Raw genomic sequence first — 24,119 nt, 5'->3', positions numbered from 1 at the left:
CTCAGACGCCGATCGCGTCGAGCTCGGCGACGACGTCGGCCGGCAGCTCGAGTGCGGCGGCCGCGACGTTCTCCCGCAGGTGCGCCATCGACGACGTGCCCGGGATCACGGCGATCGCGGGCGAGCGCTGCAGCAGCCACGCCAGCGCGACCTGCATCGGCTTCGCGCCGAGCCGCGCGGCGCACTCGTCGAGCGCCGAGGACTGCAGCGGGCTGAACCCGCCCAACGGGAAGTACGGGACGAACGCGATGCCGAGCGCGGCGCACTTGTCCACGAGGTCGTCGTTCTCGCGGTGCGCGAGGTTGTAGGCGTTCTGCACGCACACCACCGGCGCGATCTCGCGCGCGACGTCGAGCTGCGCACCCGTCACGTGGCTCACGCCGAGGTGGCGGATCAGGCCCTGGTCCCGCAGCTCGGCCAGCACTGAAAACGGTTCCACGATCGACACGTCCACGGGGTAGCCGCCCGTTTCGTCGCCCAGGCGCAGGTTCACCACGTCGAGCGCTTCGACGGCCAGGTTGCGCAGGTTGTCGTGGACGGCGGAGATCAGCTCGTCGCGCTTGAGCGCGGGCGGCCAGCCGCGGTCGGCGCTGCGGCGCGCGCCCACCTTGGTCACCAGCACCAGCTCGTCCGGGTAGGGCGCGAGATTGGTCCGGATCAGCTCGTTGACCGTGTGCGGGCCGTAGTAGTCCGACGTGTCGATGTGCGTGATGCCCAGCGCCAGCGCCTCGCGCAGCACCGCCGACGCCTCGGCGAGGTCCTGCGGCGGCCCCCAGACCCCGGGTCCGGCCAGGCGCATCGCGCCGAAGCCCATCCGGGTCACGGCCAGCTCGCCGCCGAGCTGCAGGGTGCCGGCCGCCGTGGCGTCCGTCGTCATGTGGTGCTCCTCCCGAGACGGTGATCCGGCCGCCAGCCTAGTCCGGAGTGGACTGCGATCAGGTGCACGCGTGCTTCGACTTCAGCACCCGCTTCACCGACGCGGCCACGCGGTCCGCGGGCAGCTCGCCGCTCGACACCGCCTTCACGAGCCGGTCGAGCACCGCGCCGACGTCGCCGTTGCCCGAGGAGAACAACGCCTCGTCGGCGCCCGCCTGCAACGCCTTCAGCACGGCGTCGGGCAGCGGGTACTGGTCGGTGATCGCCTTCATGCCGCCGAGGTCGTCGGTGATGATCGGGCCGGTGAAGTGGTAGTCGCCGCGCAGCAGCCGGTACGCGGCGGGCGAGATCGACGCTGGCACGCCGTCGGTGAGACCCGGCACGTCGAGGTGGCCCACCATCACTTCCACGGCGCCGTAGTCGGCGATGTTCTCGTACGGCTTGAGGTCCACCTTGCGCAGCTGATCGAGCGGCGGCGTGGTGACCGTGCCCTTGTGCGAGTCGCCGGATCCGTGGCCGTGGCCGGGGAAGTGCTTGAGCACCGGCGTCACGCCGCTCTGGCGCAGGCCCTCGGCGAACGCGATCGCGTACTGGCGCACCTTGGCGGGATCCGAGCTGTACGAACGGTCTCCGATCACCGCGTCGTCCGGTTCGTCGCTCACATCGGCGTCGGGCGCGTAGTCGACGGTGATCCCGCGCGCGTGCAGCTGCTTGCCCCGCTGCACGCCCAGCGCGCGGACTTCGGCGGGCGTCTTCGTGGCGGCGAGCTCGCGCGCGCTCGGCATCGAGCCGTCGAGGTCGTCGATGCGCTGCACGCGCCCGCCCTCTTCGTCGACGGAGACGGACACGGGGATCTTCGCGGCCTTCTGCACGGCGTCGAGCGCGTGGTTCTGCAACAGCGTGGTTTTATTGCCTCCCACGAAGAACCCGCCGATCTGCTGCTGCTGGACAAGTTTTGTCACCGCAGCCGGATCGGCGGCGTCGACACCCGGGACTACCAGCTGCGCCACCCGCGCGCGCACGTCGAGTGAAGAGATCAGCGAGTCGCATGAAGACGGTGAAGCCGGCCGTGAAGACGGCGGCTGTGACGGCTCCGAAGACACCGTCGGCGCGGCGCTCGTGCTCGGCTGAGCACTCGGTTCGGCCAGCGCGGTACCGGAAACCGTGTGTGCGGAAGCACATCCGGCGAGGGTGCCGGCGACCAGCACGGCGCCGCCGATCGCCGCAGGTAGCCGCTTCCGTGCGGGCATCTTCATGAATTCCTTACATGTTTGTTCCCGGTGTCGACGCGACGCTAGCGGAACCCCTGGTGGGAGCCCAACTTCACGTCGTGAAGGATGACTTCATCGCGGCTAGAGAATTCGTGAAGCCGCTGTCTCCAGACTGGCAGACACGGGATGAGTGTTTCTTCAGGGAGGTAGCAGCGATGGATCAGGTCAGGGTGGCGGCGTGGGCTTCGGATCCCATCGCGCTCGCGGGGCTCATCGACCACTTGCAGGCGCGGCCCGAGGTGCAGGTCCTGCCCGGCCCGCGGCGCGGGGAAGCGGCAGTGCTCGTGTTCGCCGCCGGCCGTGTGACGCCGGAGCTGAAGGCCGCCCTGCGCGCGGCCGCCTCGGAGACGCCGGCCGCGATCGTCCTCGTCGCCGGGTACGTCGACGCCGACGAACTGCCGGAACTGGCCGCGTGCCACGTCGTGGCCGTGCTGCCGCGCGAGGCCATCGCGGGCGACCGGCTCGTGCGCAGCATCACCGCCGCTGCGTCGGGCAGGGAGACCTCGCTGCGCGATCTTCTGGGCCAGGCGGAGAGCCTGCAGCACACCGCGGGAGGTGCCGCGCTGTCGCCGCGCGAGGTCGACGTGCTCAGGCTGATGGCCGAGGGCTGGGACACCGCTGAGATCGCCGGGAAGCTGTGCTACTCGGAACGGACCGTGAAGAACGTCATCTACGGGATGACCAATAGGCTGAAGCTGCGCAACCGACCGCATGCCGTCGCCTACGCCCTGCGCGCAGGTGTTATCTGAGGGAAGCTCACCCCGTGCGAAAGCTGACCCGGCGCCCGGCCGTCGCCGTCCTGACGACCGCGCTCCTCCTGCTGGTAACCGCTTGCAGCGGCGGCTCCGCCGCCGAAGGCGGGAAGATCAAGCTGACTGTGGCCACCTTCGGTGAGTTCGGTTACGCCCCGCTCTTCGCCCAGTACGAGAAGGATCATCCGAACATCGAGATCCAGAGCCGGGTCACCGACTTCGACACGCACTTCAAGACCCTCGCCACGCAGCTCGCGGCGGGCCACGGCGCGGCCGACATCGTCGCCATCGAGGAACAGCAGATCCCCAAGTACCTCGGGGTGAAGGACAAGTTCGTGAACCTCGCGGACTACGGCGCCGACCAGCTGCAGAACCAGTGGGCGGCGTGGAAGTGGGCCCAGGGCACCAAGGACGGCGACGTGCTCGGCCTCGGCACCGACATGGGCAGCCTCGCCATGTGCTACCGCCGAGACCTCTTCCAGCAGGCCGGCCTGCCGACTGACCGCAAGGCCGTCGCCGCGCTCATGCCGACCTGGGACGCGTACGCCCAGCTGTCGCAGCGCTTCACCGACAAGCTGCCGAAGGTGAAGTTCGCGGACTCGGCTGGAACCGTTTACACGGCGATGCTGAACCAGTCGCCGGAGAACTACTTCTCCTCGCGCGACGATTCCTACATCGCGGACAAGAACCCCGCCGTGCGCAACGCCTTCATGCTCGCCGGCACCCTCGCACAGAAGGGCCAGACGGCCGGCGCGACCACCTACACGCAGGCCTGGAACGTCGCGATCAAGCAGGGCAGCTTCGCCACCATCGCCTGCCCGGCCTGGATGCTCACGCAGATCAAGGAAGCCGGCGGCGACGGCAACACCGGCAAGTGGGACGTCACGACCGTCCCCGGCGCGAGCGGCAACCAGGGCGGTTCGTTCCTCTCGATCCCGAAGCAGAGCGAGCACCCCAAGGAGGCCTACGACCTCGCGAAGTGGCTCACGGCGCCCGAGCAGGAGAAGAAGATCTTCCTCTCCGACGGCATCCTGCCGAGCGAGCCGGGCGTCTACAAGGACCCGCAGGTCGTGGCCCACACCGACCCGTACTTCTCCGGCGCGCCGATCGGCCAGATCTACGCCGCGTCCGCCGACACCCTTCGTCCCAACTACCGCGGCCTGCATGACGCCGACGTCCGGCCGGAATTCGGCCGGGCGCTCGGGCGGATCGAGGACGGGTCCGAAAAGGTCGACGCGGCCTGGGCGGACGCCGTGAAGCTCGGCCGCGAGGCCATCAAGTAGAGCCCCGCATGCGCGGCCCTCTGTCGGCGCGTTGGGACCGCAAGGTCACGCCGTTCCTCTTCATCGCCCCGTTCTTCGCGGTGTTCGTGGTGTTCGGGGCGTTCCCGCTCGTCTACACGGCCTGGGTCTCCCTGCACGACTGGGATCTGCTCGCCGGTGACCAGGGCGGGTTCGGGCTCGCGAACTACGCCGAGCTGTTCACCGACGGCCGGTTCTACAACGCGCTGTTCAACACCACGAGCATCTTCCTGCTCGCCGCGATCCCCGAGTTCTTCCTGGCGCTCGGGATCGCGGCGCTGCTGAACCGGCCGCTGCGCGCGGCGACGTGGTGGCGCACCGGCGTGCTGCTGCCCAACGTGGTGTCGGTCGTGGCCGTGGGGCTGGTGTTCGCGCAGCTCTACAGCCGCGACTACGGCGTGGTCAACGAGGTGCTCGGCTGGTTCGGGATCGACCCGATCTCGTTCCAGGCGCGCAAGTGGTCCTCGCACCTGGCCATCGCGACGATGGTGATGTGGCGCTGGACCGGCTACAACTCGCTGATCTACCTGGCGGCGATGCAGGCCGTGCCGCAGGACCTGTACGAGGCGGCGGCGCTCGACGGTGCTTCGCGCTGGCGGTCGTTCTGGTCGGTGACGGTGCCCGGCATCCGGCCGACCATCGCGTTCACGGCCGTGGCCGGCACCGTCAACGGGCTGCAGCTGTTCGCCGAGCCGCAGCTGTTCGACGCGACGGGCTCCAGTGGCACGGGCGGTAACGACCGGCAGTTCCAGACGCTCACGATGTACCTGTACGAAAAGGGTTTCGGCAAGTTCGACGCGGGCTACGCGGCGGCGCTGTCGTGGGTGATGTTCGTGTTCTGCGTGCTGTTCGCGTTCTTCAACTACCGGCTGGTGCGCCGGTTCGTGAGCGCGCCGTGATGCCGCGGCGGCGCGCGGGCGCGTGGGTGTACGTGGTGTTGGTCGGTGTGGTCGGTGCTTCGCTGTTCCCGCTGTACTGGTCATTCGTGATCTCCACCCGCGACAACTCGGCGATCGGGGAGACCTCACCGCTGCTCCTGCCGGGCGGGCACCTGTTCGAGAACATCCGGCGCGTGTTCGACACCGTCGACTTCTGGCTGGCGATCGGCAACTCGCTGATCGTGGCCGTGACGGTGATGGTGTCCAATGTGGTCCTCGCGAGCCTGGCCGGCTTCGCGTTCGCGCGGCTGAGGTTTCCTGGCCGCAACAGTCTTTTCCTGTTCGTGGTCGGCTCGGCGATGGTGCCGGCGCAGCTCGGCGTGATCCCGCTGTACCTCGTGGTCGGCGACTTCGGCTGGTACGGGAAGCTGGAGGCGGTGATCGTGCCGGCGCTGGTGAGCGCGTTCAGTGTGTTCTGGATGCGCCAGGCGTGCGAGGGCGCGGTGGCCAGCGAGCTCGTGGACGCGGCCACTGTGGACGGTGCTTCGGTGGTGCGCACGTTCTGGCACGTGGCCCTGCCCGCGATCCGGCCGCAGGCCGCCGTGCTGGCGATGCTCACGTTCATGGCCACGTGGAACGACTACTTCTGGCCGCTGGTGGTGCTCGACCCCAACGAGACGCCGACCGTGCAGGTGGTGCTCTCGCAGCTGGCCAGCGGCTACTACACCGACTACGCGCTGATGCTCACGGGCGCGACACTCGGCGTGCTGCCGGTGATCGCGCTGTTCCTGGTTCTGGGGCGCTACATCGTGCGGGGAATCCTGAAAGGTGCTGTCCATGGCTGAGCTCGAGTTCCCGTCCGGCTTCTGGTGGGGCGCGGCGACCGCGTCGTACCAGATCGAAGGCGGGGTGACCGAGGGCGGCCGCGGACCGTCCATCTGGGACACTTACAGCGCGACGCCGGGCAAGGTCCTCAACGGCGACACCGGCGCGGTCGCGTGCGACCACTACCACCGGTACGGCACGGACGCCGCGTTGTTGTCCGAGCTGGGCCTGCCCGTTTACCGGTTCTCGGTGGCGTGGCCGCGCGTGATGCCCGACGGCCGTACCCGCAACGCCGAGGGCCTCGCGTTCTACGACCGGCTCGTCGACGAGCTCCTGAGCCGCGACATCATGCCGGTGCTCACGCTGTACCACTGGGACCTCCCGCAGGCGATCGAGGACGCGGGCGGCTGGCCTTCGCGGGACACGGCCTACCGGTTCGCCGACTACGCCGCCGTCGTCCACGACGCCCTCGGCGACCGCGTGCCCCAGTGGACGACCATCAACGAGCCGTTCTGCGCCGCGTTCCTCGGCTACGGCAGCGGCGTCCACGCGCCGGGCATCCAGGACTATGACACGGCGTTGGTCGCCGCGCACCACCTGCTGCTGGGCCACGGCCTGGCGATGCGGGCGTTGACGGAACAGGCCCGTCCCGGGCAGGACTTCTCGCTCGCGTTGAACTTCGCACCCGCGCTGGCTGACGGCGATACGGACGCCCACCGCGAAGCCGTGCGCAAGTTCGACGGCATCCACAACCGCTTCTTCCTCGACCCCGTCCTCGGCCGCGGCTACCCGCCCGACGTGATGGCCGACGTCGAACACCACGGTGGCCGGTTCGCGGCGTCCATTCAGGACGGTGACACCGACCTCATCGCCGCCGCCATCGACTGGCTGGGCGTGAACTACTACGCCCCCGCCCGCGTCGCACCGCTGGACGACCCGCTCGCCCCGAGCAACTGCCCGCTGCCCGGCCTGCGCGGCATGGACGTCCTGCCCGCCCGCGGCCCGCTGACGTCGTTCGGCTGGGAGCAGACGCCGTCGTCGCTCACCGATCTGCTGGTGTGGCTGAACTCCCACACAGGCGGCCTGCCCCTGGTCGTCGCCGAGAACGGCGCCTCCTTCGAGGACACCGTCGTCGACGGCCGCGTCCACGACCCCGCCCGCCTCGCCTACCTCGACACCCACATCCGCGCCGTCCACGACGCCATGGCCCAGGGCGCCGACGTCCGCGGCTACCTGGCGTGGTCCCTTCTGGACAACTTCGAATGGGGCATGGGCTACACCCAGCGCTTCGGCGTCATCCACGTCGACTTCGACACGCAGGTCCGCACTATCAAGGACTCGGGTCGCTTCCTGGGCGAGGTGGCGAAGCTCAACCGATTGCCTTGATCAGCCGATCCGCCGCGCCACGGCATTCGCGACACCGGACCGCGAAGGCGACTCCAACTTACCCAGCAACCGCGCCACATGAGCCTGGACCGTTCGTCGCGGCAAAGCCAGCTCCGTCGCGATGTCCGGGTTCGACCGGCCCTCCGCCACGAGCGTCGCGATCCGGACCTCCAGCGGCGACAGCGAATCCCACCCACGTCCTGGCCGGGCGGCGGCCGCGAGCCGCCCGCCGCGGCGGACGCCGAGTTCGCGCAGGCGCTTCTCCGCGCGCTGCAAGTCCCAGCGGGCCGACAGTGACGTGTACAGCTCCGCGGCCTCGTCCAGCGCCGCGTGGGCCGCGGGCAGGTCCTCGGTCCGGGCGAGCAGCACCGCCGCGTCCTCCAGCGCCGCGGCCAGTTCCGGGCGGCGGCCGACCGAGCGGAAATGCTCCACGGTCCGCAGCACCGGCGCCGGATCGCCGTCGATCAGGCCGCGGCACCAGTCCGTCGCCGCGTGGGCCCGGGCCGGCTCGCGTTCCTTGGCGGCCTCTTCCTCGCACACCGCCAGCCCGCGCGACGCGAGCGCCTGGTCGCCGGCCTCCAACGCCAAGCCGACGAACATCGGCAGCCACTGGTGCCGCAACATCATCTGGGCGTACGTCGGGTTGAGGATCGGCTCGAGGACGGCCAGCGCTTCCTTGATCTCCCCGCGCTGCCACGCGACCACCGAGTTGGCCACCAGCAGGAAGTCGAAACTCTCCCGCTCGGCACCGGTCGCCGGCGCGTACTCCTCCGCCGCGTCGAGGTGCGCCGCGGCTTGCCCGCGCTCGCCGCGCCGAGCGGCGATCAGCGACGCCACGCCGTGCAGCAGCAACGCCGCCGCGCCGGGCTCCCGCAGGCCGTAGAAGGTGATCGCCGGTCCGTCTTCCGTCACGGTGTCGAGCTCGACCAGCGCCTCGTCCCAGCGCCCTTCCCAGTACCGGTGCACCGCCACCGACACCTGCAAGCCGATCGGCATCGAATGGCGCTGCGCGATCTCGCCCGCCGCCTGCAGCGTGCGGTCCGCCTCGCCGAGACGGTCGAGGTTCTGCAGCGTGAACACGCGGTTGTCCAGCAGATCCAGGTGCAGGTCGGCCAGCTCGTGCTCGTCGCCGACGGCCTCGACGGCCTCGTCGATGTGCGCCAGCGCGCTTTCGTGGTGGCGGCGCACGGAATCCACCAGCCACAACGTCTGCAACGCGTGCGCCGACAGGTACGGGTCGCCGTCGGCCTCCGCGCGGGCCTGGTGCGCGCTGGCCTCCGCGACGTCGAGGTCGTCGAGCCCACCGCGGCGGAAGTTCGCCAGCAGGTGCCGGCGCCGCACGTGCCAGATCTCTGGCAGCGCCGGATCGTCCTCGGCCTCTTCGAGCGTCTGCACGGCGAGCGCGACGGCCCCGCGCCGGAACCGCAGCGTGGCCAGCAGGTGCCGCATCTCGGCGACGTTCTCCGGATCCTGCGACAGATCAAGCGCTTGCACGGCAAGGGTTTCCGGGTTGCGCTCCAGCCGGAAGAGCACCTTCGCCAACGCGGTGATCAGCGCCTCGCGCCGCGGGTCGGAGGCCGAGCACGCGGTGAGCGCCCGCTCCAGCAGCTCCACGGCGATCAGCGGCGCCCGGTTGGTCACGGCCGTCTGGTTCTCCGTGAGCCAGTCCAGCACCCAAGGGTCCACAGTGGACGGCGCCGCCACGAGCTGCTCCGCCACCCGCTTCACGGGCGCGCCGATCCGCGCCAGCGCCTCCGCGGCCTGCCGGTGCAGGGCCGCCCGCGTGCCCGACAAGAGCCGGTTGTACAACGCCTGGCGCAGCAACGGGTGCCGGAACGCGAGCTGCGTGCCCGTGTCGATGAGGACGTTGGCCGCCACCGCTTCTTCCAGCGGTCCCAGCAGGTCCGACGGCCGGATGCCGAGCACCGCCGCGATGTCGCCGACCGCGAACTCCATGCCCAGCAACGCTCCCCAGCGCAGCACGTCCTGCGTCTCGGCCGGCAGGAAGTCGAGGCGCCGGTCGACGGCCGCCACGAGCGAGCGTGGCGTCTCGAACTCGGCGGGGTCGTCGACGTCGGCGTAGCCGCTGTCCACCTCCACCGCACCCGCGCGCACGAGGACGTCGACCATTTCCTTGACGTACAACGGGTTTCCCGCGGCACGAGCGGCCAGCTCACGCAGGCCGGGGCCGGGATCCGCGCCGAGCAGCCCTTCGATCAGCCGCACGACGTCGTCGGACACCAGCGGTTCGAGGTCCAGCACCACGCCGTCGCGCGACTCGACGCCGCGGCGCAGCTGGGCGAGCTCCGCGCGGTCGGGCGCCGGCCGGGTCGCGGCCACGAGCAGCAACGGCAGCTGCCGCGTCGCCGCGCACAGCCGGTGCCACACGAGCACGCTCGACTCGTCGGCCCACTGCAGGTCGTCGACCACGAGCACCAGCGGGGCGTCGGCGCACAGCTCGTCCACCAGGGACAACAGCCGGTCGACCGCTCCGAGCACCGGGTCGCTCGAACCCCACGCGCGTTGCGTCGGCCCCTCGCCCATCAGCTCCTTCGCCACGCGCGCGCGGCGCGGATCCGGTGAGGCGGCGTCGATCGCGAGGCACTCCAGCATCACCTGCAGCGGGAACCGGGTGCTCAGCTCGTCCGCCGCGACCCACGCGAGCTGCAGCCCGCCGCCGGTGGCGTGGCTGAATACGCGGGTGAGCAGCTCCGACTTCCCGATGCCCGGCTCGCCCTCGATCCACACGGCCCGGCCCCGCCCGTCGCGGACCTCGGCCAGCAGCTCGCTCAGCTGCGCCGACTCGGCTTCGCGGCCGAACAACGGGCTGTCGTCCCCGTCGTCCAGCGCCCGGCTGACGCGCGGTGGCAGCACGGAAATCGGCTCGGGGCCGGCCGCGGGCTCCGGTGCCTTCGCCTTGGGCAGGTCCAGCGCGGGATCCTGCTCCAGCACGCGCTGGTGCAGCTCCCGCAACCGCGGTCCGGGCTCTACGCCCAGCTCCGCGCGCAGGGTGGCGCGGGCGTCGCGGAACACGTCGAGCGCGTCGGAGTGCCGGCCGCTGCGGTAGAGCGCGAGCATCAGCGGCTCGCGCACCGCCTCCCGCAGCGGGTGTTCGCCGACGAGCACTGTCAGCTCCGCGATCAGATCCTGATGGCCGCCGAGCTCCAGCACGGCAGCGGCGCGGCGCTCCAGCGTGTCGAGCCGCAGCTCGGCCAGGTGCTCGCGGTGGCGCTCGGCGAACTCGCCGGGCACGCCGGACAGCGCTTCGCCGTGCCAGAGGGCGAGGGCGGCGTCGTACTCCGCGGCGGCCTTGTCGTGATCACCGGCGGCGGCGTGCTGCTGCGCCTGCTCGCGGTGACGTTCGAACACGGCCGCGTCGAGGCCTCCGGGCTCCAGCGCGAGTGAATAGCCTCCGGCGTCGGACACGAGAACGCCCGAGGCCGCCCACTTGGTGCGCTCGGGGTCGAGCGCGCGCCGCAGCCCCGAGATGTAGGTGTGCACGCTGCCCTCGACGCTGGCGGGCGGCGAGTCGCCCCACACCCCCGCGATGAGCTCCGCGCGCGGCACGGAGCGGCCGGCGTTGACCGCGAGCATCGCGAAGATGGCACGCTGGCGCGCTGGCCCGAGCTTGATCTCGGCCGGACCCCGCCAGGCCCGCAACGGGCCGAGCACGTCCACCCGCAACCCGCTGTGCGCATCCCCTGGCATGCCGTTCCATTCGACGTACCGGTCTGACTCGACGAGCTTACCGGGAGCCGGTGATCACCCGGCATCGTACGAGTGGCCAGTATCCGGGCCCATGGCCAGTCCCGCTCAGCGGGGCGCTGTGGTGGCAAAAACGGGATCATTCCCCCGCCGCGCGGCTGCGCACGGGGGTGGCGCGGCGGATGCCGTGCGGATGCATCCGGGTTTCGGCCCGGCGCACGTCCCAAGCCGCGCCGAGCGCGGTGTAGCTGGTGAGCGCCGCACGGAACGCCGAGCGGGCCTCGTCGAGGCGGCCGTGTTCCGCCAGCAGGATCGCGGCGTCCTCGGTGGCGCGCGCGTGTTTCAGCACGCGGCCGGCGGCCTCGTAGTGCGCGGCCGCGCCGAGGATCGCGTCGGGATCACCCGCGACCAGGCCGCGGCAGTGGGCCGCGGCGGCGGTGTGCGCGGGTGGGACGTCGGAGCCGTCGGTGTCGCCGACCAGCCGCAACGCCTGGTACGCGTAGTGCGTCTCGCCCAGCTGCATCGCCAGGCGCACCAGGTCCGGCAGCCACTGCTGGCGCGCCGAAGGCGGATAACCCTGGTCCAGCAACGGCTTCAGCGCGGCGAGCGCCGCCTCCGGGTTGCCCTCCAATTCGGACAGCTGCGCCTCGGCGGCCAGCAGGTAGTCGCCGCCGTTGGGCTCGAGGCCCTGCGGCCAGTGCTGGTGCGAGGCGGCGTCGAGGTGCGCGCTCGCTTCTTCGGGCTCGTCGCGGTGGCTCGCGATCAACGCGCCGACGCCGTGCACCAGCAGCGCGGAACCGGGGCTGCGCAATACGTACGACGCCGTCTCGGCACCGCCCTTGATCACCGTGTCGAGCTCGGCCAGCGCCTCGGGCCAGCGGCCGCGCCAGTAGTAGTGCACGGCGCCCGCGAGGTGCATCTCGCCGGGCACGGCGCGGGTCGCGGCCAGCCGGCGCGCGGTGCTCAGCGGTTCGGCGGCGTCGTCGAGGCCGTCGAGCACACCGAGTTCCGACAAGTCCGGTTCGGACGTTTCGTCCACGGCCAGGCGTTCGAGCGTCGCGCGCAACGTCTCGTGCCGGCCGCGCCACATCTCGGGCACGTTCGGGTCGGAGAGCGTACGGCGGACCTCTTCGGACGCTTCGGCGAACTCGCCGCGGCGGTAGTAGATGTAGGCGAGGATCCAGCGCATCTCCGCGGCCTGCCTGCTGTCCTCGGTCCGCGCGACGACCGAGCGAGCCTCGGCTTCCGGTTCGCGGCCGAGCCAGAACAGCAGCCGCGCGAGCGTGGCCGTGAGCGGTTCGCGGGCGTCGGCGGGCAGCGAGGCCTGGGTGACCACGTGCTTGAGCAGGTCGACGGCCATGCGCGGTGCCTCGGTGGCGACGGTGCCGATGTGCGCGGTGAGCCAGCCGGTGACCCACGGGTCGACCTGCACCGGCGCGGCGGCCAGCTGCTCGGCCACGCGCTCGGGCGACGCGCCCGCGCCCTGGAAGGCCTCGGCGAGCTGGCGGTGCAACGCGACGCGCATCGCGGCCGGCGTCTTTTCGTACAGCACGCGGCGCAGCAGCGGGTGGCGGAAGGCGAGCAGCTCGTCGGACTCGGTGAGCACGCCGGCCGCGAGCGCCTCCTCGACGGCGCCGACGAGCGCGGTCGCCTGCCGCTCGGTGGCGATCGCGATGTCCGAGAGCGAGAACTCCTTGCCCAGCAAGGCTGCCCAGCGCAGGACATCGCGCGTGCCGCTGGAGAGGAAGCTCAGGTACAGCGTGATGCGCGAACCCAGCGGCGCGGGGATCGTGCGGCAGCTGTTGCCGTCGACGATCGCCTGCGCGCCGTCGAGCAGGATCATCGCGTTGGAGAGCAGTGTCTCCACGATTTCCTTGGCGTAGCGCGGGTTTCCCGACGCGAACGAGATCAGCGTGCGAAGGACCTGGCCCGGCGGGGCGCCGGCGAGATCACCTGCGAGGTCGCGGATCGCGATTTCGGGCAGCGGCCCGAGCGTGAGCAGCTCCGTGCCGTCGGCCGCCAGCTCCGCGCGCAGGCCGTCCAGCTCGGCGGGACGGGGGACCGGGCGGCACGCGCCGATGAGCAGTAGCGGCAGCCGCCGCGTCTCGCGGCTCAGGTAGCGCCACAGGCGCAACGTCGTGTCGTCGGCCCACTGCAGGTCGTCGACCACGAGCGCGAGCGGTTCGTCCGTGCACAGCTCGCGCACGAGCCCGAGGATGCCCTCCACAGGGTCGGCGCCGGGGTTCTCGGCGAGCGCGACGGCGAGCTCCGCGCGTCGCAGATCCGACGCGCGCGGGTGCACACCCAGTGCGTCGAGCAGCGGCCGCAGGGCGAAGCGCTGGTCGAGCGCGTCGGCGGAGGCGAACAGCGGTTTGACGCCCGCGTCCTGGGCCATGGACAGGGTTTCGGCGAGCAGCGCCGTCTTGCCGATGCCGGGTTCGCCCTCGACCCACACCGAACGGCCGAGCCCGCCGGCGAGACCGGCGACGGCTTCGCGCAGCAGCAAAGTCTCGCTCGCGCGGTCGAAGAAGATCTCCGCGCGCGGCGGCAGCACCGGCAACGGGAAGCGCGGCACGCGGGCGGGCGCCGGCGCCGGCCGGGGCGCCGGAGCCGGGGTCTCGACCACGGAACCGCCGCCCAGCAGGCGTTCGTACAGCTCGCGCAGCGCCGGGCCCGGCTCGGTGCCGAAGCCCTCGATCAGCTTGTCCTGCAAGTCCGTGTACACGGCCAGCGCTTCGGTGCGACGGTCGCCGAGCGCGAGCGCTCGCATGAGCAGCCCGTGCAGCGGTTCGCGGAACGGGTTTTCGCGCGCCGACTCGAGCAGCTCGTCGACGAGCTCCAGGTGCCCGCCGTTGTCGAGCACGACCTCCGCGCGACGCTCGACCGTCGCGAGGCGCAGCTCCTCCAGCCGGGTGCGCTGCGACGCCGCGAACGGGCCGGGCAGGTTCTGCAGCGGCTCGCCGTGCCACAGCGCGAGCGCTTCGTCGAGCTTCGCCAGGGCCGGGCCGCGTTCGCCGGCCGACAGGTGGCGCTGAGCCTTGTCGCGCAGGGCCTCGAAGTGGTGCACGTCGACGGTTCCGGGCGCCACACACAGCGAGTAACCCGACCCGATGGACGCGAGCAGCTGTCGCCCGGTGCCCTTCACGCGGCCGGGCTCGAGCGCGCGGCGCAGGCCGGAGATGTAGGTGTAGATGCTGCCCTGCGCGCTGGCCGGGGGCGAGTCGCCCCACACGGCGTCGATCAGCTCTTCGCGGGAAACGGTGCGGTTGGGCGACATCGCCAGCACCGCGAGAACCGTGCGGCGGTGGGCGGAGCCGAGATCGAGTTCAGTGCCGTTCGGTTCGGCGCTGTTCAGTTCGGTGCTGTCGAGTTCTGTGCCGCCGCGCCAGGCGCGGACCGGGCCGAGCAGCCGGATCTTCGGCGCGGTGATACCGCCTGCCGCGCCGTCCGCTGCCGACATCGGTCTCCTTTCACGCGTTGACGGATCGTCACACGCCGGATGCCAGTCGTGATCTTACGCCCGAACGGGTGGTGGAGCGGGCCGGGGCCGGGTCTCACCGGCCGCCCTGAACGTCAGTCTCGGGGCGGGGTGTAACGACCACTGGGCGTGACGGCGAACACCCGGGAAACTCCGCTGCTGAGACTCCGGTGGAACGGCAGGCAAGGATATCCGAAAATCGGGCATACCACCTGGTCCCCGGTTTCGCCACCCCCCGTCGGTGGGTCACGCTCGCATGAGCTGCCCGCGCGGCACGGGCGCGGGTACTGGGGACGTGTGGTGAGGAGAGCGTCGTGAAATCGATTCCTCCGACGGTGGTGCCGGACGGTATGCGAGGTGCGGCGGGTGAGTTCGCCCGCGCCATAGACTCGGCCAACGGCCATTTGAGGCGGGTCAACAGCGAGATGGCGGCGCTGCAGGCGTCGTGGCGGGGCGACGCTTCGGTGCGCTTCGGCCAGGCGATGAACGACTGGGAACAGCAGTACGACCTCATCCTGGGCCGGCTCGCCGACCTGCTTGTGGTCACCGGCGGCGCGGCGGACGCGCGCCCGGCCGCCGACGAGCGGGCGACGCCGTGGACGGGTGGCCTGAGCGGGATATGAGTCCAGGGCGTTTCGACTTCACCGACGCCGACGAGATCCTCGACCGGATGGGCAGGACGACCGGCGGGATCCGGGCCGTGCTGGCGGAGCTGGAGTCCACTGTGGAACGGGATATGGCGGGCTGGACGCCGGAGGCGCAGGCGCGCTACTGGGCGGCCAAGCAGGCCTGGACCGAGGCCGTCGGCCGCATGCCCGACTGCGTCGAGCGGGCGCGGGAGGCGTTCCGGGAGATCGCCGGCAATTCCGGCGCGGCGGGGCCGGGCGCGTGCGGGGTGTGCACCGAGGTGTGAAGGCCGGCGTGAAGGTCGGCGTGAAGCCCGGACCGACGGGCGGCTCAACCCTGCCGTCAAGACCCTCGTGAAGCGGCTCGTAGAGGGTGTTGACCTGCGGTTATAGGGAGATTCTTCACGATCGCGGCGGGCATGAAGAATCTTGGTAAGAAAACGTGAAGTCGTCCGCGCGAGACTTATCACCGTCAACCTGGAGTGGTGGTAGGAGATCTCGTGAAGCTCGTGAAAGTCGCTGTTCTCGCCTCGGACCCGATCACCAAGGCCGGCGCCGCGAGTCTGCTGGGTACCCGCGCCGAGCTGCAGGTCCTCCCCGAGGACTCGGCCGCGCAGGCCGACGTGGTCCTCGTGATGGAGGAGCACGTGACCGATCGCGTGCTGTCGCGGGTCAAGGAGCTGGGGCGCGAGTCCGAGCAGCTGGCCGGACCGCACCTCGTCATCGTCGCCGACCACTTCCGGGAGAGCGACCTGATGACCGCAATCGAGTGCGGCGTCGTCGCGATCCTGCCGCGCCGCGAGACCGGTGGCGCTGAACTGGTGTCCGCCGTGCTCGCCGCCGGCGACGGCACCGCCAGCCTGCCGCCGCGCCTGCAGGGCGCGCTGCTCGGCCAGGTCCAGCGCATGCGCCGCGACGTGCTCGAGCCCAACGGCCTCACCCTGTCCGGCCTCGCCGCCCGCGAGTGCGACGTGCTGCGGCTCGTCGCCGAGGGCTACGGCACGGAGGAGATCGCGACGAAGCTCTGCTACTCGGAGCGGACCGTGAAGAACGTCCTCTACGGCCTGATGACCCGTTGCGGCCTCAACAACCGCGCTCACGCCGTGGCCTACGCCCTGCGTGCCGGCGCCATCTGAGCCACTCTCGCCGGGCGGCGACCAGCGCGGTGTCGCCGCCCTTGTTCCGGGCCTTCTCCCTTTACAAGGGGGAGGCCCTTTTGCGTGGTGGTGGTTCAGACGTCCAGGACGCGCAGGCAGAGGCGGCGCAGGATGGCGCGCAAGTCGTCGTCGGAGAGGTGGTCCAGTCCTCGCAGCGCGGGGCCGAGCTCGGTGGCCGTCCAGTAGGCGGCGGTCTGGTCGGGCGTCGGGTGGTCGCCGAAGAGCAGGCGCAGGCCGCGCCGGGCCTGGTCGTCGAGCGCCTGACCGATGCTCTCGTGCCGCCGCGCGCCCGGGTCGGTGCGGTTGAGCGGCGAGACGGACCGGTGGGCCACGACCTGGTCCACGAAACCGTCGACGAGCAGCTCGCGCCGCTGCTGTCCGGTTTGGACCTTCGCGGCCGCATCGAGGAGTTCGTCGAACGCCGTGATGCTGCTCTGCAGGAGAGCCGCGAGGATGTCGGCCTTCGAGCGGAAGTAGTAGTAGACGTTGGCTTTCGTGACGCCCATGGTGTCGGCGATCAGCTGCAGCGACGTGGCGTCGAACCCGTGCTCGGCGAACAGCTCCCGCGCCGTGGCGAGCACGGCCCGCCTGGTCTTCTCGGCTTGCTCGGCCCGGGAGGGTGACACCCGGCGATGCTAACCCACGGCATTCGGTGCGGGGATGGACTACAGTGGTTTCATTAGCCGTTCGGCTAATGAGCTTCGAGGAGAGACTCATGCGCGTACTGGTGACCGGCGGGACCGGCTACGTCGCCGGCTGGTGCCTCGTCGAGCTGCTGCGGCGTGGCTACGACGTGCGGACGACGGTGCGTTCGGCCGCCAAGGAAGCCGCGGTGCGCCGCGCGGTCGGCAGCGAGATCGACCCCGGTGACCGGCTGGAGGTCGTGGTCGCCGACCTGACGTCCGACGCCGGCTGGGCCGAGGCGGTGGCCGGCTGCACCTACGTGCTGCACGTCGCTTCGCCGCTGGGCGGCGACGGTTCGCGTGACCCCGACGCGTTCATCGGCCCCGCGCGCGACGGTGCGCTGCGAGTGCTGAAGGCCGCGACCGAGGCCGGGGTGTCGCGAGTCGTGATGACGTCCTCGCTGGCCGCCGCCGCGCCGCCGATCGGCACGCGCAGCGCCGAGGTGTTCGACGAGACCCGGTGGACCGACCCCGACGACCGCCGCCTCAACCCGTACCGCCGCTCCAAGGCTGTGGCCGAGCGCGCGGCGTGGGACTTCATCGAGTCCGCCGGCGGTGGCACTTCGCTGGCGACGGTGCTGCCGGGCGCGATCCTCGGCCCGGTGCTGGAAGGCCAGGCGCTCGGCTCCGTGCAGCTGATCGGCGCCCTGCTCGACGGCCGCCTCCCCGGCGTCCCGCGGCTCGGCTACAGCGTCACCGACGTCCGTGACCTCGCCGATCTCCACCTTCGAGCCATGCTCGCGCCCGAGGCCGCGGGCGAGCGGTTCGTCGCCGTCGGCGAGTTCCTGTGGCTGCGCGAGGCGGCGCGCGAGATCCGCGCGAAGCTCGGCCCCGACGCCGCCAAGGTTCCCATGCGCGGTCTGCCCGACTTCGTGCTGCGCGGTTTCGCGCTCGTCAACGCCGGCGTGCGCGAGGTGGCGCCGGACCTCGGCCGGAAGAACGTGTACACCTCGGCCAAGGCGCAGAAGCTGCTCGGCTGGCAGCCCCGGCCCGCGGCCGCGACCGTCGTCGACTGCGCGCGGAGTCTTGTCGCTGTCCACTGAGGACGGTTAGGGTGCGAATCATGGTGCAGACTGCGGTGGAGATCGCGCGCGCGGTGCGCGCCGGTGAGCTGGATCCCGTCCAGGTGACCAAGGAAGCCCTCGCCCGCATCGCGGCGGCCGACGGCGTGGTCGGTGCGTTCCGGCGCGTGCGTGCGGCGGAGGCCCTCGCGGAGGCGGCGGAGGTCGCCGCCCGCCCGGACCTGCGTGATTTGCCGTTGGCGGGTGTTCCGGTGGCGGTGAAGGACGTCACGGAGGTCGCCGGCGAATACGCGGGCTGGGGCTCGGTCGCCGGCCCGCAGACACCATTTCCTTCCGACGGGGTGATCGCCGCCCGCCTGCGCGCGGCGGGCGCCGTGATCGTCGGCCTCACCCGCGTGCCCGAGCTCTGCCTGTACCCGATGAGCGACGACCCCACCGGCGTCTCCCGCAACCCGTGGGAACCCGCGTACACGGCCGGCGGCTCCTCGGGCGGCAGCGCGGCCGCCGTCGCCGCCGGCCTCGTCCCCATCGCCCACGGCACCGACGGGCTCGGCTCCGTGCGCCTGCCCGCCGCCATGTGCGGCCTCGTCGGCCTCAAGCCCGGCCGCGGCGTCGTCCAGGAGCCCACCGAGGGCTGGTACGGCATGTCCACGCACGGCCCGCTGGCCACCACCACCGCCGACGCGGCCTTGCTGATGTCCGTGCTGGGCGAGCAACCTTCGCTGGCCGAGGTTCCGGTGCCCGGCCCGCAACGCATCGCCTTCTCCACCCAGGTCCCCGTCACGCGCGCCCCGCTCCCGCGCCCGCTCGGCCAGGCCGTCACCCAAGCCTCGACGTTGCTGACCGGTTTTGGTCATTCGCTGACGGAAGCCACCCCGGCCTACGGCTTCGACACCATGCTCGCCCTCGTCGCCCGCTGGTTCGCCGGCCCCGCCTCCCAAGCCGACGCGGAGTTCACCTTCCGCCACCTCCAGCCCCGCACCCGCACCCACGTCCGCCTGGGCCACCTCACACGCGCCCTCGTCCGCGACCGCTCCCGCACCGCGTGGATCTCCCGCGCCGAGGCGTTCTTCGCGTCCCACGACGTCCTCATCACCCCGACGCTCGCCACGCTGCCCCCGAAAGCCCAGCGCTGGCACCGCCGCTCCTGGCTCGCGAACGCCCTGCCGGCCGTCCGCGTCGCCGACTTCACGGGCTTCTGGAACCTCGCAGGCTTCCCCGCCCTCTCCGTCCCCGTCGGCCACCACCCGACCCTCGACCTCGCCACCTCGGTCCAGCTCATCGCCCCACCCGGCGGCGAATCGCTGCTGTTGGGTCTCGCGGCTCAACTCGAGGCGGCCAACCCCTGGCCCCGCAGCCGCTGACCCCGGCCCGGTGGTGACATGGCCCCCGGTGACGTGGCTCGGTGGTGACGTGGCCTCGCCGGCGACGTGGCTCGGTGGTGACATGCCCCCGCCCTCCCTGGGGGGCGTCCCACGTCCAGGCTATCGGCCACCCCCGACAAAACCCGCTGGTAGCAAGGAAATCCGGCATTTCCTGTGGATAGGCGGCTGCCTGTGGACAACTGCGGGACGGGGGTTGACAGAGGCTCGCGCGGCCACTGCGAGAAACGACGAAGGCCGCTTCCCCAGTCGAGGGGGAGCGGCCTTCGGTCGTGAAGTGCGGGTCAGGAGTTGGACTTGCCCGCCGCCTGGGAGACCGGCTGAGGCGTGGAGCCCTTGGCGTTCTCGGTGGGCTTCGCGGCGGTGGCGGCGATGCCGTTTGCCGGTGTGGGCTTGGGCTTCACCGTCGGGGCCGGGGTGGTCGGGGAGTCGACCGAGACGACCTCAGGCTTCGGCTTCGGGACCGGAACGGGCTTCAGTGCGGGTGCCGGCGCGGCAGCGGGCTTGGCAGAAGCAGCCGGGGCGGGCGCTGGCTTGGCAGCAGCAGCGGGCGCGGCAGCGGGCTTGGCAGCAGCAGGCTTGGCAGCAGCTGGGGCAGGCGAAGGAGCGGCGGGCTTGGCAGAAGCAGCAGACTTGCCCGACACAGAAGAAGCAGCCGGATCATCCCCACCCACCAGCTTCGACGCCGACGGGATCACCGACTCCACCGGAAGCGCCGCCAGCAGGGTCTCGCTGCTCTTCAGCACCTCGTCCGCCATCGCCAGGTTCTTGCGCGCCTGCTCGCGGATCTCGGCGAGGCGTTCGACCTTGCGGGTCGCCGCGGTGGTGCGCTGGGCGGCCTGCGTGGTGGCTTCGTCGAGGCGCCGCTTGGCTTCCGTGGTGGCGTCGTCGACGCGGCGCTTGGCCTCGGTCGTCGCCTCGGCGATGCGGCGTTCGGCCTGGTTCTTGCTCGCCGTGCGCTGGTCGGCGATCAGCTTCTCGTGCGCGGTGCGCTCGGCGGTGATCTTCGAGTCGAAGTCGCGCTCGATCTTGCGGCGCTTGCGCTCGGCTTCGTTGTCGAGGAGTTCCCGGCGTTGCGCCGCCTCGACGGTGAGCCGCTGCACCTCGGCGCGCGTCTCCTTCAAAGCCGCTTCGTGCTCGGAGTGCAGCGCCTCGGCCTGCGTGTCGAGCTCCGAGACCAAACGCGTGTAGCGCTCGCGCAGCTTCGTCGACGCCTCGGTGGACGAAGCCCAGTGCTTCTCGGCCGCCACCTGCGCGCGCTTGGTGATCTCGTCGGCGCGCGCCTGCGCGAGCTGCACCGTGCGCTGCATGCGCTCGTCCAGGTCCTCGAGCCGCTCGGGCGGCTTCATCAGCTCCTCGACGCGGCCCTGCAGCTTGGTCACCTCGCCGCGCGCGGCCTCAAGCTCGCGCGCCAGCGTGGCGACCTGGGTCGCCGCCGCGTCGCGATCACTGAGCAGCCGGCGCAGCTGCGCCTCGATGTGATCGAGGTACTGGCGCACCTCGTTGCGGTCGAAGCCGTGCCAGGCTTGGGTGTACTCGCGCCGCAGGGGCAGGAGGCCGTTGTCTCGCTCGGGAACCATGGGCCCGACCGTACCCGCGCACATTGTGTCGTCGGCGTCAGGACTGGTGATTCACCGCCACGTGTCGGGCCCTACCTGGTGATCGTCCCCTGAACGGCCTCACCCTCGAAACGCACCGTGACTACCAGTGGAACCCGCGCGACAGCCGGGCCAGCGCCATCGCCGCCCGCGACAGGTGTTTCTCGCCACGGCCGATCTTGAGCCGGCCCGAGCCGCCGGCCGCCGTCGAGTCGGGGAAGATGCGGAAACCCTGGTACGCGATCGCGTCGGTGAGGCCCGGCGCCAGCGTGTAGGTGAGCCCGATGGCCTGCCCCGCCGGCGTGCCGATGTGCTTGGGCCGCTGGATCAGCGCCTTCATGACCATGTCGGCCGCCTGCTCCGGCGACTTCGTGGGGAACGCGTCGTAGATCTTCGTCGGCCGGATCATCGGCGTGCGCACCAGCGGCATGTGGATCGTGGTGAACGTGATGCCGTCACCGTGCGTCTCGGTCGCGGCGATTCGCGAGAAGTAGTCGAGCGCGGCCTTCGACGCGGCGTACGCGGAGAACCGCGGCGCGATGCCCTGCACGCCGATCGACGAAACATTCACGATGTGCCCGAACTTCCGCTCCGACATGTGCGGCAGCACTGCGAGGATCAGCCGCACCGCGCCGAAGTAGTTGATCGCCATCGCGCGCTCGTAGTCGTGGATCCGGTCGTACGACAGCTTGATCGACCGGCGGATCGAGCGCCCGGCGTTGTTCACGAGCATGTCGATCCGGCCGTGCTCGGCCAGCATCGCGTCCACGGCCTTGTGCACCGACTCCTCGTCGGTCAGGTCCGCCGGGTACACCGACGCCGTGCCGCCGGCCGCGATGATCTCGTCGCGCACCTCTTCCAGCTCGTGCTGCCGCCGCGCCACGAGCAGCGGTACGCCGCCCGCCGCCGCGACCTTCAGCGCCGTCGCTCGCCCGATGCCCGAAGACGCGCCGGTGATGATCACGCGCCGCCCGTCCAGCTCACCGCGCGGGCCGTGCTTCCGGGCGCGGAACGGGTCGAGGTGCTCGCGCCAGTAGCGCCACAGCGTGGCCGCGTAGTCCTCGAGCCGCGGCACCTCCACGCCCGTGCCCGCCAGCGCCTTGCGCGTCTCGGTCGACGCGAACACCGACGGGAACGCCATCGTCTCCAGCAGCACCGGCGGGATGCCGAGGCGCTCCATCACCGCGTCGCGCGCGATCGTGAAGCCGGGGATGTGCTCGCCGAGCTTCACCAGCCCGACGAGCCCCTTCGACACGCCCTCGCCCAGCTGCGCAGTGATCGTCGGTGCGCCCGCGGATCGCGCGAACGCGTTGTACACCGACACCACCGGCTGCGGCTCGGGGTTCACGAGGTGGAAGGCGCGCCCGTCGAGGCCCGGCGTGGTCACCAGCTCCAGCAGCGCCTTGGCCACGTAGTCGACCGGCACCACGTTGGTGTCGCCGAGGTCCGGCCCGACGATCGGCACGTCGGGCAGCCCGGCGAGCTTGCTGATGGCCGGGAAGAGGTAGTACGGGCCGTCGATCTTGTCCATCTCGCCGGTCTTCGAGTCACCGACCACCACGGCGGGCCGGTACACGCGCCACGGCACCTCGTGCTGCTCGCGCACCAGCTTCTCGGCCTCGAACTTCGTGCGGTGGTACGGCGTGATCAGCCGCTGCCCGACGTCGAACATGTCCTCGGTGAACAGGCCCTCGTGATCACCGGCCACGGCCACCGACGACACGTGGTGCAGCCCGCCGGCGCGCAGGTCCGCGGCGAGGTCGACGACGTGCTGCGTACCGTCCACATTGGCCTTGATGCTGGTCTCGTCGTCGGCGGTGATGTCGTAGAGCGCGGCCAGGTGCACCACGTGGTCGACACCGCGCAGGTCGGCGCGGTCCTCCTCGGACACGCCCAGCATCGGTTCGGCGAGGTCGCCGGTCACGAGCGTCACGCGGTCCGCGTGCGGCCACCCGTCGACCAGCTTCGCCAGCTTCTCCCTCGACGACGCGCGCACCACGAGGGCGACGCGTTCCGCGTCCGGCCGCATGAGCAGCAGCCGGGTGAACTGGCGGCCGATCAACCCGGTCGCACCCGTCACCAAGAACGTCGCCATCTCCATCACCCTCCGCCGTACAACGCTGGACCCTTGCCGCATTCTGCTGCATGGAAGCCGCGCTGACCACAGCGCGCCCGGGTGATGTTACTTGCTAGTAACTTGTGGCGAAACCCGGGTCCCGCAGGTCGGAGGCACCTTTTTCGGCGACGGTGTCCCGATGAGCGGCACGAAGTGACCGTTCGCGACACCCGCCGCATGGTGCGAACGGTCCCCTCGCACCACGTGAACTGCACGCCGTTGCTTGCCACGTAGGAGAAAAAGGCAGAAAAACCGGTGCCCCGGCGAAATCCCGCCGGGGCACCCTCGTCGAATAGCGTCGAATAGCGTCGAATAGCACGGTCGAAAAACGCGGTGAAAAACTCGGTGAAAAGGATCAGACCGGATCCGCGATGACGACCCGGTTCTCCTCGTACCCGTCGGTCCCGCCGACCCACCGGCCGCCACAGGTCACGAGCACCACCCGGTGCGGCCCCGCCTGCCCGAAGAGATCGTCGGCGCGGGCCGGCAGATCGTCTTTGTGCACGGTGACCAGCTGCGAGATCCGGTATTTCGAGGTCTTCCCCGAACTGTCCACAATGGTCACTTCGCCGCCGATGCGCTCGTTCCACAGTTCGGCGAACGGCCCCGTCGCGCCCTTCCAGTTCACGTGCCCCGCGAAGACGCTGGCGCCGCTCACCGCGTCGAGCGCGGCGCCCCACCAGGCCGCCTGCCCGATGTCCGAGGGCACCGGCAGCGTGTTGCCCGGCCCGAGGCCCTGGCGCACCATCGCGGCCGTCCCGCCGCCCGGCAGCCGGAGCGTGCCCGGCTTCTGCGGCGCGAGCGGGGGCTGCTTGTGCTCCACCGGCGCGGCGGGGGGTGGCCCGGCCGGCGCGGTGGACGACGGTGGTGGAGGTGGCGCCGAAGAAGGCGCCTCCGAAGGCGCAGCCGGCCGCAAACCCGCGAGGGCGGCGGGGGCCGGCTGAGCACTCCCGGCCACCACCGCCATCGGGGGTGCGCTGATCACGACGGTGGCGAGCTCCACCACGAGAACGCTCGCCGCGCCGAGGACGAAACCGGTGATCAACCGGCTCTTGCGTGCCAT

General features: G+C 71.3%; 18 protein-coding genes. 10 read left to right on the top strand and 8 right to left on the bottom strand.

The genetic code is table 11. From position 1 onward, the window contains the following. Window position 1: 1 nt before the first annotated feature. Together K1T34_RS10925 and K1T34_RS10920 are read right to left on the bottom strand one after the other, a co-directional pair. The gene (locus tag K1T34_RS10925; protein WP_220244157.1) at window positions 2-877 is read right to left on the bottom strand and encodes an oxidoreductase; all 876 of its coding nucleotides are present in this window, start codon (window positions 875-877) and stop codon (window positions 2-4) included. A 58-nt stretch (window positions 878-935) separates the two neighbouring features. Then, on the bottom strand, window positions 936-2,126 hold the full coding sequence (locus K1T34_RS10920) for a glycoside hydrolase family 3 N-terminal domain-containing protein (RefSeq protein ID WP_220244156.1): 1,191 nt from the start codon (window positions 2,124-2,126) through the stop codon (window positions 936-938). Window positions 2,127-2,302: 176 nt separating this feature from the next. Between K1T34_RS10920 and K1T34_RS10915 the strand changes: the two genes are divergently transcribed. Genes K1T34_RS10915 through K1T34_RS10895 form a run of 5 tightly spaced genes read left to right on the top strand, consistent with a single transcriptional unit; the run spans window position 2,303 to window position 7,289 of the window. Next, window positions 2,303-2,896, top strand: coding sequence for a LuxR C-terminal-related transcriptional regulator (locus K1T34_RS10915; protein WP_220244155.1), 594 nt, complete (start codon window positions 2,303-2,305; stop codon window positions 2,894-2,896). A 14-nt stretch (window positions 2,897-2,910) separates the two neighbouring features. Further along, the gene (locus K1T34_RS10910) at window positions 2,911-4,182 is read left to right on the top strand and encodes an ABC transporter substrate-binding protein (RefSeq protein WP_220244154.1); all 1,272 of its coding nucleotides are present in this window, start codon (window positions 2,911-2,913) and stop codon (window positions 4,180-4,182) included. A gap of 8 nt (window positions 4,183-4,190) precedes the next feature. Next, window positions 4,191-5,099 (top strand): carbohydrate ABC transporter permease, encoded by a 909-nt coding sequence (locus tag K1T34_RS10905; protein ID WP_220244153.1) that lies wholly within the window; start codon window positions 4,191-4,193, stop codon window positions 5,097-5,099. Beyond that, entirely contained in the window at window positions 5,099-5,923 is an 825-nt protein-coding gene (locus tag K1T34_RS10900; RefSeq protein ID WP_370643669.1) for a carbohydrate ABC transporter permease, read from the top strand. Before K1T34_RS10905 ends, K1T34_RS10900 begins: the two co-directional genes overlap by 1 nt. Continuing rightward, a complete protein-coding gene (locus K1T34_RS10895) occupies window positions 5,916-7,289 on the top strand; it encodes a GH1 family beta-glucosidase (protein ID WP_220244151.1) in 1,374 nt (457 codons plus the stop codon). The genes K1T34_RS10900 and K1T34_RS10895 overlap by 8 nt, the downstream gene beginning before the upstream one ends. Here K1T34_RS10895 and K1T34_RS10890 read toward each other — a convergent pair whose 3' ends face one another. Both K1T34_RS10890 and K1T34_RS10885 read right to left on the bottom strand, forming a co-directional pair. After that, window positions 7,290-10,997: a BTAD domain-containing putative transcriptional regulator gene (locus K1T34_RS10890; RefSeq protein ID WP_255638443.1), complete on the bottom strand. Its 3,708-nt coding sequence runs from the start codon at window positions 10,995-10,997 to the stop codon at window positions 7,290-7,292. It abuts the gene before it with no gap. A 136-nt stretch (window positions 10,998-11,133) separates the two neighbouring features. Then, window positions 11,134-14,454, bottom strand: a complete 3,321-nt coding sequence (locus tag K1T34_RS10885) for a BTAD domain-containing putative transcriptional regulator (protein ID WP_220244150.1) — start codon at window positions 14,452-14,454, stop codon at window positions 11,134-11,136. Window positions 14,455-14,786: 332 nt separating this feature from the next. Here K1T34_RS10885 and K1T34_RS10880 point away from each other — a divergent pair, with 332 nt between their 5' ends. From K1T34_RS10880 to K1T34_RS10870, 3 genes are all read left to right on the top strand, one after another. Further along, a complete protein-coding gene (locus K1T34_RS10880; protein ID WP_255638442.1) occupies window positions 14,787-15,095 on the top strand; it encodes a WXG100 family type VII secretion target in 309 nt (102 codons plus the stop codon). After that, the gene (locus K1T34_RS10875) at window positions 15,092-15,385 is read left to right on the top strand and encodes a WXG100 family type VII secretion target (RefSeq protein WP_220244149.1); all 294 of its coding nucleotides are present in this window, start codon (window positions 15,092-15,094) and stop codon (window positions 15,383-15,385) included. Before K1T34_RS10880 ends, K1T34_RS10875 begins: the two co-directional genes overlap by 4 nt. A 213-nt stretch (window positions 15,386-15,598) precedes the next feature. Continuing rightward, window positions 15,599-16,234: a LuxR family transcriptional regulator gene (locus K1T34_RS10870; protein ID WP_220244148.1), complete on the top strand. Its 636-nt coding sequence runs from the start codon at window positions 15,599-15,601 to the stop codon at window positions 16,232-16,234. Window positions 16,235-16,329: 95 nt separating this feature from the next. Here K1T34_RS10870 and K1T34_RS10865 read toward each other — a convergent pair whose 3' ends face one another. Then, window positions 16,330-16,881: a TetR/AcrR family transcriptional regulator gene (locus K1T34_RS10865; RefSeq protein WP_220244147.1), complete on the bottom strand. Its 552-nt coding sequence runs from the start codon at window positions 16,879-16,881 to the stop codon at window positions 16,330-16,332. Between the two features lie 89 nt (window positions 16,882-16,970). Between K1T34_RS10865 and K1T34_RS10860 the strand changes: the two genes are divergently transcribed. After that, complete coding sequence (locus K1T34_RS10860; RefSeq protein ID WP_255638441.1) at window positions 16,971-17,981, top strand: aldehyde reductase; 1,011 nt, start codon at window positions 16,971-16,973, stop codon at window positions 17,979-17,981. Between the two features lie 20 nt (window positions 17,982-18,001). Further along, complete coding sequence (locus K1T34_RS10855; protein ID WP_220244145.1) at window positions 18,002-19,324, top strand: amidase family protein; 1,323 nt, start codon at window positions 18,002-18,004, stop codon at window positions 19,322-19,324. A gap of 302 nt (window positions 19,325-19,626) precedes the next feature. Here K1T34_RS10855 and K1T34_RS10850 read toward each other — a convergent pair whose 3' ends face one another. The 3 genes from K1T34_RS10850 to K1T34_RS10840 form a co-directional block, all read right to left on the bottom strand. After that, window positions 19,627-20,922: a cell division protein DivIVA gene (locus K1T34_RS10850; protein ID WP_255638440.1), complete on the bottom strand. Its 1,296-nt coding sequence runs from the start codon at window positions 20,920-20,922 to the stop codon at window positions 19,627-19,629. A gap of 121 nt (window positions 20,923-21,043) precedes the next feature. Continuing rightward, a complete protein-coding gene (locus K1T34_RS10845) occupies window positions 21,044-23,035 on the bottom strand; it encodes an SDR family oxidoreductase (protein ID WP_220244144.1) in 1,992 nt (663 codons plus the stop codon). A gap of 376 nt (window positions 23,036-23,411) precedes the next feature. Beyond that, a complete protein-coding gene (locus K1T34_RS10840) occupies window positions 23,412-24,119 on the bottom strand; it encodes a class F sortase (protein ID WP_220244143.1) in 708 nt (235 codons plus the stop codon).

Source organism: Amycolatopsis sp. DSM 110486 (assembly GCF_019468465.1).
Classification (GTDB): Bacteria; Actinomycetota; Actinomycetes; order Mycobacteriales; family Pseudonocardiaceae; genus Amycolatopsis.
Note: the sequence above shows the minus strand (reverse complement) of the source record. Positions and strands in the feature narration are given on the sequence as shown.